Source organism: Actinotignum inguinis (assembly GCF_051265835.1).
Classification (GTDB): Bacteria; Actinomycetota; Actinomycetes; order Actinomycetales; family Actinomycetaceae; genus Actinotignum; species Actinotignum timonense.
In genome coordinates this window covers 43,221-61,083 of the sequence record NZ_JBOZDP010000013.1, presented here as the reverse complement: position 1 = coordinate 61,083, position 17,863 = coordinate 43,221, and the positions used below count along the sequence as shown (strand labels likewise).

General features: G+C 63.9%; 11 protein-coding genes and 2 rRNA genes. 12 read left to right on the top strand and 1 reads right to left on the bottom strand.

Annotation, left to right across the window (positions count from 1 at the left end; all coding sequences use genetic code 11):
* From ACRQFC_RS07085 to ilvD, 9 genes are all read left to right on the top strand, one after another.
* A 23S ribosomal RNA gene (locus ACRQFC_RS07085) occupies positions 1-187 on the top strand; the annotation flags it as partial.
* Between the two features lie 103 nt (positions 188-290).
* Positions 291-410 (top strand): 5S ribosomal RNA (gene rrf / locus ACRQFC_RS07080).
* Between the two features lie 588 nt (positions 411-998).
* Positions 999-3,365, top strand: a complete 2,367-nt coding sequence (locus tag ACRQFC_RS07075) for a BspA family leucine-rich repeat surface protein (RefSeq protein ID WP_284897383.1) — start codon at positions 999-1,001, stop codon at positions 3,363-3,365.
* 271 nt (positions 3,366-3,636) lie between these two features.
* Positions 3,637-4,728 carry a heme/hemin ABC transporter substrate-binding protein gene (locus ACRQFC_RS07070; protein WP_284897382.1) on the top strand — a complete coding sequence of 364 codons (1,092 nt, stop codon included), beginning with the start codon at positions 3,637-3,639 and terminating at the stop codon, positions 4,726-4,728.
* Positions 4,729-4,864: 136 nt separating this feature from the next.
* Positions 4,865-6,670: an ATP-binding cassette domain-containing protein gene (locus ACRQFC_RS07065; protein WP_435734657.1), complete on the top strand. Its 1,806-nt coding sequence runs from the start codon at positions 4,865-4,867 to the stop codon at positions 6,668-6,670.
* Positions 6,654-8,417, top strand: coding sequence for an amino acid ABC transporter ATP-binding/permease protein (locus ACRQFC_RS07060; RefSeq protein ID WP_284897379.1), 1,764 nt, complete (start codon positions 6,654-6,656; stop codon positions 8,415-8,417). The genes ACRQFC_RS07065 and ACRQFC_RS07060 overlap by 17 nt, the downstream gene beginning before the upstream one ends.
* 33 nt (positions 8,418-8,450) lie before the next feature.
* Positions 8,451-9,545: a FecCD family ABC transporter permease gene (locus ACRQFC_RS07055; protein ID WP_284897376.1), complete on the top strand. Its 1,095-nt coding sequence runs from the start codon at positions 8,451-8,453 to the stop codon at positions 9,543-9,545.
* Positions 9,538-10,467: an ABC transporter ATP-binding protein gene (locus tag ACRQFC_RS07050; RefSeq protein ID WP_284897374.1), complete on the top strand. Its 930-nt coding sequence runs from the start codon at positions 9,538-9,540 to the stop codon at positions 10,465-10,467. The genes ACRQFC_RS07055 and ACRQFC_RS07050 overlap by 8 nt, the downstream gene beginning before the upstream one ends.
* An 88-nt stretch (positions 10,468-10,555) precedes the next feature.
* Entirely contained in the window at positions 10,556-12,400 is a 1,845-nt protein-coding gene (ilvD, locus tag ACRQFC_RS07045) for a dihydroxy-acid dehydratase (protein WP_284897372.1), read from the top strand.
* 85 nt (positions 12,401-12,485) lie between these two features.
* Here the strand turns inward: ilvD and ACRQFC_RS07040 are convergent, their stop codons facing one another.
* Positions 12,486-13,787: a threonine/serine exporter family protein gene (locus ACRQFC_RS07040; RefSeq protein WP_284897371.1), complete on the bottom strand. Its 1,302-nt coding sequence runs from the start codon at positions 13,785-13,787 to the stop codon at positions 12,486-12,488.
* A gap of 293 nt (positions 13,788-14,080) precedes the next feature.
* On the opposite strand from ACRQFC_RS07040, the gene ACRQFC_RS07035 reads away from it, so the two are divergent.
* From ACRQFC_RS07035 to ilvC, 3 genes are all read left to right on the top strand, one after another.
* Positions 14,081-15,913 carry an acetolactate synthase large subunit gene (locus ACRQFC_RS07035; RefSeq protein WP_284897369.1) on the top strand — a complete coding sequence of 611 codons (1,833 nt, stop codon included), beginning with the start codon at positions 14,081-14,083 and terminating at the stop codon, positions 15,911-15,913.
* A gap of 46 nt (positions 15,914-15,959) precedes the next feature.
* Positions 15,960-16,523, top strand: coding sequence for an acetolactate synthase small subunit (gene ilvN / locus ACRQFC_RS07030; RefSeq protein WP_026429557.1), 564 nt, complete (start codon positions 15,960-15,962; stop codon positions 16,521-16,523).
* Between the two features lie 144 nt (positions 16,524-16,667).
* On the top strand, positions 16,668-17,696 hold the full coding sequence (gene ilvC, locus ACRQFC_RS07025; protein ID WP_284897368.1) for a ketol-acid reductoisomerase: 1,029 nt from the start codon (positions 16,668-16,670) through the stop codon (positions 17,694-17,696).
* Positions 17,697-17,863: the final 167 nt, after the last annotated feature.

The following is a 17,863-nucleotide window of genomic DNA, read 5'->3' as shown; positions in this document are numbered from 1 at the left end:
GTTGGCCACGTTCGGGAGGGATAACCGCTGAAAGCATCTAAGCGGGAAGCCTGCTTCGAGATTAGTTCTCGTTCCACCTTTTGGGGTGGGTGAGGTCCCCGGTTGATGATCGGGTTGATAGGCCAGGGATGTAAGCATTGTGAGGTGTTTAGTTGACTGGTACTAATGGACCGATAACCAAAATCAACATTGACAGGTTGCTTTTGTTTGTTTTGCGTGAGATTATGTGTGTTTGCGTTCACTGTGCGATGACTGGCCACCATGTGGTTGGTTGGTGTTTGTTTGGTTGTGGCGGTGGTTATAGCGGCAAGGGTATACGCCCGGTCTCCTTTTCGAACCCGGTAGCTAAGGTTGTTTGCGCTGATGGTACTGCACTCGGTGGGGTGTGGGAGAGTAGGTCACTGCCGCCATTTCTTTTTAGTGTGTGTGGGGTGTTAGTCCTGTTTGGGGCTGGCACCCCACACAAGTGTTTAACCCGAACGGCAACAACGAACCGACGAATAGGTTTTGCATAATCTAGACGCGGTGAACTACTTTGATTTAAAGTAGTTCAAGGAAGTCACGTAGTTGTGACTTTCGTTGGTTGCGCCACGCAAATGGGAACTAGGCGTGGCGACCGATATTGTGCTCAAGCAAGGGGCTTGATCACAGGAAGGCTACGCCGTGTTGAATATTAGAAAACGCGCAGCGGCTGTCACAGCTACGCTCGCCGTTATGTGCGGGGGGGGGGTCTTGCTTCCGCTAGCTTCGCCTCGGAAATAGGCCCGAATGGTGCTGATGGAAGCTCCGATTATTCTGCGCCTGCAGGCGAGCATCTCACTGCAACGTGGGATGCTCTTTCTGGAACTCTGACCGTCTCAGGTTATGGTGAACTTGACCGCGAACAATGGCTAACGATTAAAAAGCCACATTGCGAGAATAATACTGCACCGGCGAACCGGATTATTTTCAAGCCGGACGCGGATAAGACAATCTCATTCCCGCAGTATTCAAGCATTTTGTTTAGTCAATGCGCCGCTGCTGATATCCAATTCCCAGAGAAGGGCATTGATACCAGCAAGGCTACAACGATGATGGCAATGTTCAACGGTGCTGCAAAGGCGAATCCCAACGTGGCCAATTGGGATACTCGAAACGTTACCGATATGAACAGCATGTTCCTCCATGCAACGAGCGCCGATCCGGATGTCTCTAGGTGGAACACCGGAAAAGTCACCGACATGCACTCAATGTTCCGAGACGCCACCTCGGCGAATCCAGTCGTAACCGCCTGGGACACGTCGAATGTGACAAATATGAGTGATATGTTCTACCAAGCCACACGTGCCAACCCTGATGTGACGGCGTGGAAGACCGGCAACGTCTCCACAATGGCAAATATGTTTTGGAGTGCAGAATCGGCTACCCCGAACGTTGCGAATTGGGACACCAGCAAGGTGACGGACATGGACTCCATGTTTGCCCATGCCAAGCAAGCGAACCCTGACGTTTCGAATTGGGATACCGGGAACGTCACCACAATGGCAAGTATGTTCAAGGGCGCGAAGTCCGCCAACCCGAATGTAGCCAGCTGGGATACCAGCAAGGTCACTGATATGAGTTCGATGTTCGCGAGTGCTTCTATGGCTAACCCCGATACGTCGAAGTGGAAGACCGGCAACGTCACCACAATGGCAAGTATGTTCGAGGACGCAAGCTCAGCTAATCCAAACGTTTCCGACTGGGACACCAGCAATGTCACGAATATGAGCTCCATGTTTGCTAATGCCACAAAGGCGAATCCCGATGTCTCGAAATGGGATACCGGGAATGTTACAGACATGAGCAGGATGTTCACATGGGCTTTTGCGGCTCAGCCGAACGTCGCTAATTGGGATACTGGCAACGTTACAAATATGAATAGCATGTTTGCCGTTGCTGTCTTCGCGAATCCCGATGTCTCAAAATGGAATATGGGTAAAGTAACCGATATCAACCAGATGTTTGAGTTGGATAACTTCGCGCAGTTCCTCGATATTGCAAACTGGGGCACCCTTCCTGCCTCACTTGATTCGGTTTTCGCGACGAGCTCACCCGCGGTCATTAGACTCACCGGTAGCCAAGTGAAAGCACTTGCGCAGGGGACAAATAACTTTAAGTTCCAGAAAGACGTTCCCTTTAATATCGTGGAAGAGAGGGAATCTGCTGACGTTCCGCTTCCGCTGAGATCAGAAGCGGTGCTGGGTCAGAACGCTAACGAACTCTTCACTATCGCCGATACGCTTCGCGATGATGCGGTGTACTACGTGCGCCCGAACATGATGGTGGGAGTCACGGTTGCCCCATTGGGCGTCGTAGAGGGGAGCCCGGCGCCTAGCCTGGAGCTCACGACCAATCCCGAAGGATTCTCGACGTGTCTAGAAGGCCAACCTGCTCTGACGTACACCACGGAAACTAAACCCGGTGAATATCCGATCACCCAAGGAAGCGTGAAAGTCAAAGCCGAATGTGCGGCGGGGTACGGAATCATGTTCAAGGATTCTACGTTGACCGTCACAGCTCGCGAAGTCACGCCACCGGCACCGAAGCCGACTACGCCGGTGCTGGATCCGACTGAGCCTGCGAAGCCGAAGCCGACTACGCCGGTGCTGGATCCGACTGAGCCTGCGAAGCCGAAGCCCACTTCGACTGCCCCGAACACGAACACCGGCAATATGTTCTACGTTTCGAATAACTGGACTTCCACGGTTGCTGAGCATATGTTCTCCTACGGCCGCGCCGGTGACCAGGTGCTCGTCGGGGACTGGGATGGCGACGGCGTGGATACCTTTGCAGTGCGCCGCGGAAACATTCTGTACGTGAAGAACTCCGTGCAGGGCGGCCAGGCTGATCACGTTTTCTCCTACGGACGCGCGAGCGACGAGATCGTCGTCGGTGATTTCGACGGGGACGGCAAGGATACTTTCGCGGTACGCCGCGGGAATGCTTACCATGTCCTCAACTCGCTGCACAGCGGGGCTGCCGACCAAGTGATCTACTACGGGCGTGCCAATGATGCCGTCTACACCGGTGATTTCGATGGTGACGGCGTGGATACCTTTGCGGTGCGCCGCGGCAATATGTACTACGTCAAGAACAGCATTGCCTCGGGTGTGGCCGATAGCGTCTTCTCCTACGGGCGGGACGGTGACGCCACCCTCCTGGGTGATTTCGATGGTGACGGCGTAGATACTTTCGCGGTGCGCCGCGGCAATACCATCTACGTGAAGAATTCCCTGACGCCTGGTGATGCTGATCGGGTTCTGGCCTACGGGCGGGTTTCTGACACCCTTTACATCGGTGACTGGGATGGAGACGGTATCGATACCCCGGCGGTACGCCGCTAAAACTCCGTGACGCTCCGGCTACGTCGTCTTCTAGCCGGGCAAGGGCCCCGCTCCGTTTCGTGAGCGGGGCCCGCTTATGTGCGGCTAGCCGGATCGGTTCACATAGCGACAGTTGGGCGGATGCGTCGCCAGGGCTCAACCTTGTCGTAAGGGTGTGGTACCGTCCGATACATGATTGGCGCGCCGCCTTCGGATAGCGACATGCACGCGGGTTGCTCGCGGGGGCTAGCTGCGCCGTCGTACCTTAGGTACACGCGAAATGGAGGTAAGAATGAAACGTTGGGGAGCGCTGTGCGCGGTGCTCGCACTCGCCCTGGGCGCCTGTGGAACCACCGCGAAAACGGAAGGGAATTCCCCGAAGGAAGGAGCCGCATCCGCACCGGCAGCTGAAGCGCAAGTATCCGCGCCCACCACCACCGCGGTAGCCGTGCCCGATCCGCGCAGCCTCACCGGAATGGTGAGCGTCGATCCGCTCCCCGAACCGCATCCGGCGCAACCCGCCGCCGTCAACCTCCCCGTCACCATCACGGATGCCAGCGGCGCGAAAGTGACCGTGACCGATGCTTCGCGTGTGGTGACCCTCGATATGTCCGCCGCGATCTCGCAAACGCTCCTCGCCCTCGGGCTGGGCAACACCATCGCGGGCCGCACCGTATCCGATACCGAGCCGAGCCTCGCGGATGTGCCGGTGGTCACCGAAAGTGGGCACAGCGTGAACGCCGAGGCAGTACTGCGCCTCGCCCCGACCCTGATCCTCACCGACGGCACTATCCGCGGGGCCGAAGGCGCCCTCGCGCAACTCGAAGCCTCCGGTATTCCGGTGGTGCGGCTTACGCGCGCAACAAAGTTCGACGACGCGCCCGCCCGCGCGGCGGAAGTCGCCCGCGCCGTGGGAGCCGGGCAAGCCGGTGAAGAACTGGCCGCACAGATATCCCAATCCATCGCGCAGGCGCGGATCGACGTCGCCCAGCTGGCCCCGGCCGACCCGCTGCGGATGGTCTTCCTTAATATTCGCCCCCAAGCCGGGTTGTTTATGCTGCTCGGGAGCGAATCGGGTGCCAGTGACGTGATCGACGCGGTGGGCGGGCGCGATATGGCCGGGGAAGCGGGAGTCACCAAGGCCCGGCCCGCCAGCCAGGAAGCGCTGCTCGTGGCCAACCCCGAAGTTATTATCGTGATGACCAATGGGCTGGGCGCGCTCGGCGGGATCGAGGCGCTCGAAGGGCAACCCGGGCTCTCGCAAACCGACGCCGGGAAGAAGCGGCGCGTGCTCGCCATCCCCGATAATCTTTCCCTCGGATTCGGTCCGCAAAGTGGAGATCTTATTCGAGCGATGGGCCAGGCGCTTTACACTGCCCAGTAGCGGCATAACGCCGGCTGCGGTGGGAACGCATAGCCGGCACGTAGCGGGAACACGCCACGCGGCGTGGGAAACGCGGGCGGGTAGGGTGCCCGCGGTAGCGCACCGCGAAGGGAAAACACGAAAGGATAGTGAGAGGATGACCGTGGCCCAGCGCCCCAGCTCGCGCGAGGGACATCCGCATTCTTCGCCGGCCGGGCACGCAGCGCGGCCAGCGCAAGGCCCTAGCTCACGGCAGCGCCCTGTCTCACGCGGGGCGGATCCAATTTCCACCCCCGGGCGCCGCGCCGCGCTCATCGCGGCCTGCCTGCGCCTGGCCACCATCGCGGCGATTATTGCCGGGTACGTGACGGCGGCCCACGCCAGCGCGGCACCGCTGAACACCGGCCACCTCTGGCTCGCGGCCGGCTTCTTCGCCCTGGCCGCCGCCTGCGCGGTAGCCGAACGAGTGGGCAGCACCGGGGCAGCCCGCGCGGAGGAACGCCGGCTGCGCGGCCGGCTCCTCGAACGCACCTTCACGCTCGCCCGCACCGGCACCCCCACGCCCTATACTGCCGGGCGCCTCCTTCCGCTCCTCACCGATAGCGTCGAGCGCATCACCAACTACCGGCAGGGCTACGTGGGCACCACCATCGGCGCGCTCCTCGCCCCGTTCCTCACCCTCGCCTTTATCGGGATTGCCATCGACCCGGTGATCGGCTTCGGCGTGATGGCGGCCCTCCCGCTTATCACCGCAGGTATCGGCCTCTTCTTCCGTTTCTTCCGACGCGCCTCCAGCGAATCGCGCCGGGCGCGCGACACCCTCGTGGATAGCTATCTCGACGCCATCCGCAATATGACCACCATCCGCCTCTTTAACGCCGGGGAACGCACCGAAGCGGACCTGGCCCGCCGCGGCGAAGCCAACCGCCGCGCCATTATGCGAATGCTGGCCGGAAACCAAATCGTCATTATTGTGATGGACGGCCTGGTCGGGCTCCTCCTCATCTGCCTGACCGCCGGGCTCACCACCGCCCGCGCCGCACACCTCGCCCCGTGGGAAGCCCTCGCCGTGGCCCTCCTCGCGGTGGTACTCCTCGAACCGCTCTCGCAGGTAGCGGGCTTCTTCTACATCGGGATGGGCGGGCGCGCCGCCCAAAAAGCCATCACCCGGTACCTCGCCATCGCTCCGCGTATATTGCACGACGGCGCAGCTGCGGCCCCCAGCACCGTTGCAGATTCAGGTGCGGCTGAGAGCGACGGCGCCACCCCGCCCGCCAGCGCCGCCCCGCTGATCAGCGTGAATAACGTCGCGGTGAATTACGGGCGTGAAGAAGTGCTGACCTCGGCAAATCTGCGCGTGGCGCGCGGGGAACGCCTCGCGATTGTGGGAGTGAGCGGGGCCGGGAAATCCACCCTGCTCGCGCTGCTGCGCGGAGCCCTGCGCCCGCAAGCCGGGAGCGTGCAGATCGGCGAGGTCTACGTGGATGCTGAGAGTGGTGACCTGGCGCAGTTGCGCGCGCGCAGCGCCGTCGTCGCCCAAACAACGTGGATGTTTACCGGAACTATTGCAGATAACCTGCGCCTGGCGCGCCCGGATGCCACCGCGGAGCAAATGTGGGGGGCACTGCGGCGCGCCCAGGTCGCCGAGGACGTGGCTCGCATGCCGGAAGGGCTCGATACCTACCTCGGGGAGGATTCCGCCTTGATTTCCGGCGGGCAGGCGCAGCGTATCTCCCTGGCGCGGGCGTTTTTGGCCGGGCGCACCCTGCTGCTGCTCGACGAGCCCACCGCGCAGGTAGACCTCGAATCCGAAGACCGGATTTGCGCGGCGCTGGCGGGGCTGGGGCCCGAGTACACGCTCGTCATGGTCACGCACCGTCCCGCCTTGGCGGCGCTGGCGGACCGGGTGGTGCGGGTCCGCGACGGAATTCTCGAGGAGGTCAGCGATGTCCATGCCGAGTAATAAAGCCGCGCTGCGCACCGTGCTGCGCTGGCTGCTCTCCCTCACCCGCCCCGTCCACGGCCCGCTCGCCCTCTCCACCCTGTGCCGGGCCGCTGGCCAGGTGGCCGATATTGGGCTGTTCGCGGTGGCGACCTACGGGATGGTGGCGGCCGTGAGCAGCGGCGGGGGAGCGGGCTTCCTCTGGTTCGTGGCCCTCCTCGCGCTCCTCAAAGCCGCCCTGCGCTACCTCGAACAATTCACCGGGCACTACGTGGCCTTCCGGGCCCTCGAACTACTGCGCACCCGCGTTTTTGCCAGCCTGTGGCCCAAGGCTCCCGGGATTATGGCGCGCTCGCGTTCGGGGGATATCGTCGCCTCCCTCACCCGCGATATTGACCGCATCGAAGTGGTCTACGCCCACACGGTGGCGCCGGTGGTCTGCGCCTACGTGCTCACCCCCGCGGCGCTGCTGGTGGGCGGCGCGCTGCTCGGGTGGAACGCGATGGCGCTGCCGGCCGTGGCCGCGGCACTCGCCCTCGCCGTGATTCCGTACGCGGGTACCCGGCGCGCGATTGATGCGACGACGGCGCAACTCGCCGCGCGCGCCGATCTGGCCGCGCATGTGACCGATTCGCTCTACGGCCTCGAAGACGTGCTCGTCTTCGGCCGCACCGCCGACCGGATGGACGAAACAGCGGCCCTGGGTGCGAAAGTCGCCACCGGTGGATCTTTCCCGGCCTGGGTGGCCGGGCTGCGCCGCGGGGCCAATATTATTGCCGCCGGTATGAGCGCGGTGTGGATTATCGCGGTGGGAGTGAGTGACCCGAGTATTTCACTGCCGCTCGCGGCGGCCGGCGCGGTGGCGGCGCTGCGGGTATGGGAAGGCCCCCAGGCCCTCGAAGATGCGGCGTCGTCCCTCGATGCTTCGCTGGCGGCCGCGCGGCGCATTTATGCCCTCGCGCACGCGCCCCAGCCGTGCCCGGACGGCCCTGGGATCCTCATGCCCGAACGCGGCCTCTCCGTGGAATTCGACGACGTTCACTACGCCTACCCGGAGCGCGAGCGCGAGGTGCTGCGCGGAGTGAGCCTGCGTATTCCCGCCGGTTCCCATACGGTGCTGGCCGGGCGTTCCGGCTCGGGTAAATCCACCCTGGTGCATCTGGTGGAACGCTACGATGACCCGACGTCCGGGACGGTGCGGATCGGCGGGATTCCCACCACGGACCTCAAGGTCGCTTCGCTACATGCCTGCGTGGTGGGGGTGTCTCAAAAGAGCCAGATCGTGGCCGGGACCATCGCCGATAATCTGCGGCTCGGAGTGCCGAAGGCTACCGAAACTGAGCTGTGGCGCGCCCTCGGCGTGGCTGGGCTGGATAGCGATGTGCGGGCCATGCCGGAAGGCTTGAATACCCGGGTGGGAGGCGGTACCTCGCACGGGCGGCCCACCGGATATGCGCTTTCGGGCGGGCAGGTGCAGCGCCTGTGCCTGGCCCGGGCGGTGCTCATGCACCCGGCCGTCCTCATCCTTGATGAATTCGCCGCGGCCCTCAATAGCGAACTTGAAGCGCGCATCCGCGCTAATCTACGCGCTGCCCTGCCCGAGGCCACCATTATTGAAGTGAGCCACCGTCTCGACGCGGTGCGCGAAGCCGATACCGTGGCGGTGCTTTCCGGCGGGCGCCTGGTGCTGGCCGGCCCGCCCGCAGAGGTCACCGAAGCACGGGTGCGGGAAGCGGTGCGGGAGAACGATACCGCGCCGCGCGATTAGCGCTCCGTACAACATTAAGGCAGGATAGACAGGATGAGTGGACAGCGCGGCAACCAGGGGCACGCGGCCACCGCGCTCCCCGCGGTGCCCGCCGGCATAAAAGCACGCCGCCACCGGCGCTTCTGGACGTTCCTCATCCTCACCGTGCTCCTCGCTTTGGGTATGCTCCTCTCCGCACACTTGGGCCAATTCCCCGTCACCGTGGGGGATGTAGCGCGGGCCGTTGCCGCCCGCTTCGGGCTGGCCGCGCCCCCGGAAGATCCCCTCGTCATGGCGGCGCTCTGGAATATTCGCTTCCCCCGCATCTGCTTAGGCGTTTTGGTGGGTGGGGCGCTCGCGGTGGCCGGCGCCGTTATGCAGGCGGTCTTCTCCAATCCGCTGGCCGAACCGGGAATTATCGGGGTGTCCTCCGGATGTGCTTTCGGAGCCGCCCTCACCATGGTCTTTGTTCCCGGAGCCCTGGGCGGTTTCTCGGTACCGCTAGGAGCTTTCGCCGCCGGGCTCGTCACCTCCGCCACCGTCTACCTGCTGGCGCGCTCGCACGGGCGGGCTGAAACTCTCACCCTGGTGCTCACCGGCATCGCCGTGACCGCGGTGGCCTCCGCCCTCACCTCCATCGCCACCTACCTGGCCGATACCAATGCCCGCGAACAAATCGTGTTCTGGCAGATGGGATCGCTGGCCGGCGCCTCCTGGTTCCAGGTCGCCGTGGTGGGCGCGGTGGTTGGCATCGGTATCCTCGGCGCCCTCGCGCTGGCCGGCCGCCTCGACCTGCTCAGCCTGGGGGAGCGCGAAGCCGGGCACGTGGGCGTGAACGTCGCCGCCCTGCGCGCCGCCGCCATCGTGCTCACCGCCATCCTTACTGCCGCCGCCGTGTGCTTTGCCGGCGTGATCGGCTTCGTGGGCCTCATTGTTCCGCACGTGTTGCGCCTCCTCATGGGCCCCATGAATCGGATGCTCATCCCCGCCGCGCTCCTGGGCGGGGCGGTGCTCCTCACCTACGCCGACCTCGCGGCCCGCACCCTCGTGCCTTTCGCGGAACTCCCCATCGGAATCTTCACCGCGCTGGTGGGCGGCCCCACCTTCTTCATCCTGCTGCGCAAGAACCTGCGAGGTGCCCGTGGTTGATCTTTTCTCCGCGGTGGGCGGGCCGGCCGGGGAGCTTCGCGCCGAGCACCTCCATTTCGCCTACGGTACCCACCGGGTTCTCCACGACGTCAGCATTACCGCGCGCCCCGGGCGGGTCCTCGGGGTGCTCGGCCCTAACGGCACCGGCAAATCCACCCTGCTTTCCCTGCTCGCCGGCGACCTCAGCCCCACTTCCGGGCAGGTGCGCATCGGCACCACCGCGGTTACCTCCCTCTCCTGGCGGGAGCTGGCCCGCCTGCGCGCCGTCATGCCGCAAAATTCCACCTTCCCCTTCGCCTACCTGGTGCGCGACCTGGTGGCCATGGGCCTCGGATCCGGAAACGGCGTGGCACGGGGCAACGGCGCCAGGCGAGGCAACGGTGCCGGGCGTGGGAACGGCGCGGTAGGCGCAAGCACCAGTACCCAGAACGGGGCCGGTATCGGCAGAGCCGCGGATGCCGCCATTATCGACGCCGCCCTGCGCGCCGCCGATGTCACCCACCTCCAGGACCGCGATGTCACCCGCCTCTCGGGCGGCGAACAGGCTCGCGTTACTTTCGCGCGGGTGCTCGCCCAGCGCGCCGGGGTGGTGCTTCTCGATGAGCCGACCGCCGCCCTCGATATTTCCCACCAGCAGCGCCTCCTCGAGCTGTGCCGGCGCCTGGCTGCCGGCGGGCACACCGTCGTCGCCGTGCTGCACGATATTCAACTGGCCGGCGCGCTCTGCGATGACGTGGTCCTCTTGCGCCACGGACGGGTGGAAGCGGCCGGCACCCCGCGCCAGGTACTCACCTCTGAGCTACTCACCCGGGTCTACGAATGGCCGATCCGAGTGGAGACGCTGCGGGATGGGACCATCGTCGTCGTTCCTACCACCGCAACCACCACCGCGACCACCACCGCAAGCACGTCCGTAAAGTGAGAAAGCAATTCTCACTACGTGGACACAGCTAGACTAAAGATCACGGCGGCACCGCCCGCCACCACAACACACGATACGAAGGGGAATAATGGCGCAGCTGCGATCGGCAACCTCAACAACAGGCCGGAATATGGCCGGGGCGCGGGCACTCTGGCGCGCCACCGGGATGGGCTCGGAAGATTTCGGAAAACCGATTATTGCCATCGCTAATTCCTTCACCCAATTCGTTCCCGGGCACGTGCACCTGCGCAACGTCGGGAAAATCGTGGCGGACGTGATCCAGGCGAACGGCGGGGTGGCGCGCGAATTTAATACCATTGCCGTGGACGACGGCATCGCCATGGGTCACGAGGGCATGCTCTACTCGCTGCCCAGCCGCGAAATTATTGCCGACTCCATCGAATATATGTGCAATGCGCATACCGTGGACGCCCTCGTCTGCATTTCTAATTGCGATAAAATTACGCCCGGTATGCTCATCGCGGCCATGCGCCTGAATATTCCCACTATTTTTGTGTCCGGCGGTCCCATGGAGGCGGGTAAGCCGGTGGAAGGCGTCGTCGATCATAATATTGACCTCATTGACGCGATGGCCCTGGCCGTGGACGATTCCATCACGGACGACGAGCTCGCGCGCGTGGAAGAAAACGCCTGCCCCACCTGCGGTTCCTGCTCGGGCATGTTCACCGCAAATTCCATGAATTGCCTGACCGAAGCACTGGGCATGTCCCTTCCCGGCAACGGCTCGACCCTCGCCACCGCCACCCGGCGCCGCCGGCTTTTCGAGGAGGCTGGGAAACGTATCGTCGCGCTCACGAAACGTTTTTATAACGACGACGACGCCAGCGTGCTGCCGCGCAATATTATGACGAAAGCGGCCTTTACCAACGCCATGTCCATGGATGTGGCCATGGGTGGCTCCACCAATACCGTGCTTCATATTTTGGCCATCGCCCAGGAAGGCCACGTGGATTTCACGCTCGCGGATATCGACGCGCTCTCGCGGCGGGTGCCCTGCATGGTCAAGCTCGCCCCGAATTCCACCGAATTCCATATTCAGGATTTCCACCGCGCCGGCGGGATTCCGGCGCTGCTCGGGGAAATGTACCGGGCGGGGATGCTTGATGATTCGGTGCATTCGGTGCATTCCGATGACCTGAAATCCTGGCTGGAAACCTGGGATATTCGCGGGGTGGCGCCCTCCGAGCAGGCCCGTGATCTTTTCAGTGCCGCGCCGGGGAACGTGCGCACCACCCGTGCATTTTCGCAGGATTCCACCTGGGAAAGCCCGGATCTGGACGGGGAACACGGTTGTATTCGCAGCGCCGATCACGCCTATACCAAGGACGGCGGGCTGTGCGTGCTGCGCGGGAACCTTGCCGAGGACGGTGCGGTTATTAAGACGGCCGGGATTAGCGAAGAGCTTTTCCATTTCGAAGGGCGGGCCCGGGTGGTCGATTCCCAAGAGGCCGCCGTCGAACTTATTTTGTCCAAAGCGGTGGAACCGGGCGATATTGTGGTGATCCGCTACGAGGGCCCCAAGGGTGGGCCCGGGATGCAAGAAATGCTGTATCCCACCTCCTACCTCAAGGGCCTGGGGCTCGGGAAGGTGTGCGGGCTCATTACCGACGGGCGTTTTTCCGGGGGAACTTCGGGCCTGTCCATCGGGCATGTGTCCCCGGAGGCGGCCGCGGGCGGCAATATTGCGCTGCTGCGCGAAGGTGACCATATTATTATCGACGTGCCCACCCGGTTGCTCGCCATGGATGTGTCCGAAGAAGAACTGGCCGAGCGGCGCGCCCAGATGGGCGAGCTGCCCTGGCGCCCCGAGAAGCGGGACCGGCATGTTTCTAAGGCGCTGCGGGCCTACGCGATGCTGACCACCTCGGCGGATCGCGGGGCGGTGCGGGTGGTGGACGGCCGGGTGGATTAGGTGCCGCGGTCGCGCTGGTCGCGGCTGCGGGTTTGTGGGCCGGTGCCTCTACGGCGGCGCGCGCACGGGCCCCGGCCGCTATTCGCTACTCGTCGAAGGCCGGGCTGAGCTCGTGGGGTGGCTCCATGAGCCAGTGCCGGTCGGTGATCATGCGCGCGGCCGCCACCCCGGCACCCACCGCGCAGATCACCAGCACCACATTGGTGAGCGCGCCGGCAGCCTGGGCGATCTGTCCGGCATTAATGGCGTGCAGGCCGCGGAAAAATACCACCCCCGGAATCATGACGACGACGGCCGGTACGCTCAGCGAGACCCGGGAAAAACGGGTGCGGCGAGTGAGGAGGTGGGCGAGCACCCCCGCCCCGAGGGCCGCGAGGAAAACCGCGGCCACATTGTAGAAACCGGCGTCCTGGGCGGTCAGGCGCGCGGCATTGACAATCGCGCCGATGGCGCCGGCCAGCAGCGCGGCGCCCTGCTCCGCGGTGAAAAGCATGGCGAAACCGTAGGATGCCACGAAGGTCGCGGCACCGCGCGCCAGAGCCAGCCACGGCTCGGGGATCACGTAGGCGGCATGCGGGGCAATATCGGTACCGAAAATAACGGTGACCACCCAGACCGCCATCCCGGCGGCCAGCATGAGCATGGTGACATAGGCACCGCGGGTGAGCCCGGCGGAAAAATCAGCGCGAATCGTATCGAGCATCGCGGTGACCAGCGGGAAACCGGGAATGAGGAAGAGGAGGGCGGAAACCACCCCGGCTTCGTGCACCACCGCAATATCCCAACACGCCTCAGCAACGCCTACCGTGGCCAGATAGAGCAGCGCGGCCAGCGCCCCCACCAGGAACCAAATCCCGAAATGATTGACGAGGCGGCGAGCCAGCCACCCGCGCGCCGCCTGCCCCACGCTCGCCGCGAAGAAGACCGCGGCGCATTCCACCACCCCGCCCCGGTTGAGGAAACAGAAACAGGCGCAGGCCAGCCCGGACACCAGCGCCAGCACCCAGGCCGGATAGCTGCGGGCCCGCGCAATCGCCTCATCGAGAACGCTCGTGACCTGCGCGGGAGTGGAGCCGGCCGGGAGAGCATCAATGGCCACAATAAGGGCGTCAATACGGGCGGCATTCACGCCGAGGGTGCGTTGCTCCCCGGTGAGGGTGCACACATCCCCGCAGCCGTAGCAGGTGACCGTGATCTCCGTGAAGGAGACCGCGGCGTGGGTGGTGCGGATCCCCAGGGCGTGGGCGGTGCGCTCCATGGAATGTTTGACCCGGTAAGCGGAGGCGCCGCTGGCAAGGAGGAGTAAGCCGGCGCGCAAAACCGCCCGTGCGGCATAACGCAGGTGGTTCGGGTGCTGCGGGGCGGGCGGCCGGTGCGAAAAGCTCACGCGTCCAGAGTACGCTTCTCGAAAAACCGCGGAAAACTGTCCGAACAATGAAACCGAAATCCACGATGTGAGACAGATTGATCTTTTTAGCGCTCGGGGACCGCGCTCCGGTAGTCTGAAGGGCATGGCTCAGATTCTTCTTATTATCGTAGTGAGGTAGCGCGCACCACCGGTTGCGCGCTCCCCTCACGTGAGGGGATTTTTTATGCGCCAACCACCACGCTTGCACCCCGCTCGTTGATACCGGAAGAACAGGCCCGAAGAACCAGGTGAACCAGGTTGAAGGAGGAACCATGGCCGCATCCGAGATGAATGCATCCGCGATGAGCGCGTCGGCCGCGTCCCGCCGGGACCATCCCGGTGAGATCCGCGAAAAAATGGACGGCGCCCGCGCCATTGTCCGCACCTTAGCGGAACTCGGTGTTGATGTCGTCTTCGGGCTGCCCGGCGGAGCTATTTTGCCCACCTACGACCCGATGTACGATAGCGATTCTCCCCGCCATATCCTGGTGCGCCACGAACAGGGCGGCGGGCACGCCGCCGAAGGCTACGCGCTAGCAACGGGGCGCGTGGGCGTGGTAATGGCCACCTCCGGTCCGGGGGCTACCAACCTTGTCACCCCGCTGCTCGATGCCAATATGGATTCGGTCCCGCTGGTGGCCATCACCGGCCAGGTGGGAGCGGCGGCCATCGGAACCGATGCCTTCCAGGAAGCCGATATCGTGGGTGCCACCATGCCCATGGTCAAGCATTCTTTCCTCGTCACCGATGCCGATGATATTCCGGCCCGCCTGGCCGAAGCTTTTTACCTGGCGGCAAGCGGGCGCCCCGGCCCCGTCCTCGTGGATATCGCGAAATCCGCGCAGAACCAAGAAACAGAATTTGTGTGGCCCCCGCGCCTGGACCTGCCCGGATACCGCCCGGCCGGCCAGCCGGATTCCGCTGCGGTACGCGAAGCTGCCCGGCTTATTGCCACCGCGGCCCGCCCCGTGCTCTACGTGGGGGGAGGGGCGGTGCGCGCCCGGGTTTCCCGCGAGGTCACCGAGCTGAGCGACCTCACCGGTGCCCCGGTGGTCACCACCCTGCCGGCCCGCGGCACCGTACCCGATTCCCATCCCCATAACCTGGGGATGCCGGGGATGCACGGCACCGTTCCCGCGGTGGGAGCCCTCCAGCGCAGCGATCTTATCGTGGCGCTGGGCGCGCGTTTCGATGACCGCGTGACCGGGGCCCTGGACGGTTTCGCGCCGAAGGCGAAGGTTATCCACCTCGATATTGACCCGGCCGAAGTATCCAAGAACCGCACCGCGGACGTGGCAATTATCGGGGATCTGGCGCAATCCGTTCCCGCACTCCTCGCGGAGGTGCGCGCGGCCCGCGCCCAGTACGGGGAAGCGAATCTGGATCCCTGGTGGGGTTACCTCAACCGCCTGCGGGAAACCTACCCGGCCGGCTACGCCCCCACGGATGACGGCCTCGTCTCCCCGCAATACGTGATCGAGCGCCTGGGCGCCGTGGCCGGAAGTGAAGACACTATCTGGGTGACCGGGGTGGGCCAGCACCAAATGTGGGCCTCGCAATTCTTGCACTTCGAGCATCCGCACCGTTGGCTGTCCTCCGGGGGAGCGGGCACCATGGGCTACGGTATCCCGGCCGGTATGGGCGCGAAAGTGGGCCAGCCCGAACGCACCGTGTGGGTGATTGATGGCGACGGCTCCTTCCAGATGACCAATCAGGAACTGGCCACCTGCCGCCTCAATAACATCAATATCAAAGTGGCTGTTATTAATAACTCCTCGCTGGGGATGGTGCGCCAGTGGCAGACCCTCTTCTACGAGGGGCGCTATTCCTTCACCGATCTGGAAACCGGGAATAACACCCGCCGTATCCCCGATTTCGTGAAACTTGCTGAGGCTTATGATTGCGCGGCCTGGCGCGTGGAGAAGAAGGACGACGTCGACACCGCCATCCAGCGCGCCATGGAGATCAATGACCGCCCCGTCGTGATCGACTTTATTACCTCACCGGATGCGGAAGTGTGGCCGATGGTTGCCGCCGGGGTATCCAATGATGAGATTATGTACGCCAAGGGGCTGCGCCCCGAAGTGGATGAGAACTTCGCGTGAGTAGCGCATTTTCGCCGCTCGAGCCGCCACGAAAGGAAGGATAACAATGCCGCAGCGCCACACGCTCTCCGTACTGGTGGAGAATAAACCCGGAGTGCTCACGCGGGTGGCCGGGCTCTTCGCCCGCCGCGCGTTCAATATTCATTCGCTCGCCGTGGGAGAAACGGAAAATCCGGCGCTCTCGCGTATCACCGTGGTGGTCGATGCCGCGGTGCAACCCCTCGAACAGGTGGCCAAGCAGCTCAATAAGCTGGTGAACGTCATCAAAATCGTGGAATTGGACAGTGAGGAAGCGGTGCTGCGCCGCCTCGTCCTCATTAAAGTGGGCGCTGATGATACGACTCGCTCCCACGTGGTGCAGGTGGTGGATCTTTTCCGCGCCCACGTGGTGGATATGGTGCCGGATGCCGTCACCATTGAAGCCACCGGTTCCGACCGTAAAATCGGTGCCCTGCTCACCGCCCTGGAACCCTACGGGATCCGGGAAATTGTGCAGTCGGGAACCGTGGCGCTCGGGCGCGGAGCGCATTCGCTTTCCGAACGCGTCACCGCCGATATGGCGGGAGACCCGGGTAACTTCCCGGAGGAGCTCGCCCGCGGGCGCATCTAAGCCAGAGTGGCGCGCGGCCAGCTGGCGGCGTCGTCGTACTTAATACGGGCCCGCACGCAACGCGGCGCCGTGACCGCAACGAAACCGAAACCGAGACAACGACAACCGTGGGGCCTGGCCCCGACCCAACAAAAGGAGAAAACCATGGCAGAAATTTTCCATGATGCCGATGCCGATCTGTCCCTCATCCAGTCGAAGAAGGTTGCCATTATTGGCTACGGGTCGCAGGGGCACGCCCACGCGCTCAACCTGCGCGATTCCGGCGTGGACGTGGTGGTGGGCCTGCGCGAAGGCTCCAGCTCCGTGGCGAAAGCGCAGGAGCAGGGCCTGACGGTGCGCTCCGTGGCCGATGCCACCAAGGAAGCGGACGTCGTGATGATTCTGGTGCCGGACCAGACCCAGCGCGGGCTGTGGGCCGCGGAAATCGAACCGAATCTCAAGGCCGACGCCGCGGTGTTCTTCGCCCACGGTTTCAATATTCACTACGGCTATATCAAGCCGGCTGCCGGCCACGATGTGTGTATGGTGGCGCCGAAGGGCCCGGGGCACACGGTGCGCCGCCAGTACGAAGACGGCCGCGGGGTGCCGGTGCTCGTCTGTGTGGAACAGGACGCTTCTGGGCAGGCCTGGGACGTGGCGCTGTCCTACGCCGCGGCGATCGGCGGCACCCGCGCCGGCGCCATTAAGACCACCTTCAAGGAAGAGACCGAAACGGACCTCTTCGGCGAGCAGACCGTGCTGTGCGGAGGGGTTTCCCAGCTCATCACCTACGGTTTCGAGACCCTGGTGGAAGCCGGGTACCAGCCGGAAATGGCCTACTTCGAGGTGTGCCACGAACTCAAGCTCATCGTTGATCTCATCAACGAAGGCGGGCTGACCAAGCAGCGCTGGTCCTGCTCGGATACGGCCGAATACGGCGATTACGTATCCGGCCCGCGCGTGATCACCCCGGATGTCAAGGAACATATGAAGGACGTGCTGGCCGATATCCAGAACGGTTCCTTCGCCAAGCGTTTCATCGACGACCAGGATGCCGGCGCCCCCGAATTCAAGAAGCTGCGCGCCGAACACGAAAGTCACCCGCTGGAGGCCACCGGGCGCGAGGTGCGTTCCATGTTCGCGTGGAATACCGACGTGGACGCCGATTACACCGATGGGCAGACGGCGCGCTAAGCGACGTGACTACGGTGCGCGACGGTGCGTGCACGGTGCGCGAAACCGGGCGCGCTGTGGGCGCGCGCGACGTGACCGCCGTTGTTGCCGTTCCCAGGTGGGGCGGCTAGGATGAGCGCCAGTTAGCCGGCCCGCTCGCGGCAAGGTACCGCGGGTGGGCCGGTTTG

Excerpts from the sequence above, each read along its gene's own strand:
- ACRQFC_RS07070 (WP_284897382.1), top strand. The coding sequence starts at position 3,637 with ATGAAACGTTGGGGAGCGCTGTGCGCGGTGCTCGCACTCGCCCTGGGC.
- ACRQFC_RS07065 (WP_435734657.1), top strand. The coding sequence starts at position 4,865 with ATGACCGTGGCCCAGCGCCCCAGCTCGCGCGAGGGACATCCGCATTCT.
- ACRQFC_RS07060 (WP_284897379.1), top strand. The coding sequence starts at position 6,654 with ATGTCCATGCCGAGTAATAAAGCCGCGCTGCGCACCGTGCTGCGCTGG.
- ACRQFC_RS07055 (WP_284897376.1), top strand. The coding sequence starts at position 8,451 with ATGAGTGGACAGCGCGGCAACCAGGGGCACGCGGCCACCGCGCTCCCC.
- ilvD (WP_284897372.1), top strand. The coding sequence starts at position 10,556 with ATGGCGCAGCTGCGATCGGCAACCTCAACAACAGGCCGGAATATGGCC.
- ACRQFC_RS07035 (WP_284897369.1), top strand. The coding sequence starts at position 14,081 with ATGGCCGCATCCGAGATGAATGCATCCGCGATGAGCGCGTCGGCCGCG.
- ilvN (WP_026429557.1), top strand. The coding sequence starts at position 15,960 with ATGCCGCAGCGCCACACGCTCTCCGTACTGGTGGAGAATAAACCCGGA.
- ilvC (WP_284897368.1), top strand. The coding sequence starts at position 16,668 with ATGGCAGAAATTTTCCATGATGCCGATGCCGATCTGTCCCTCATCCAG.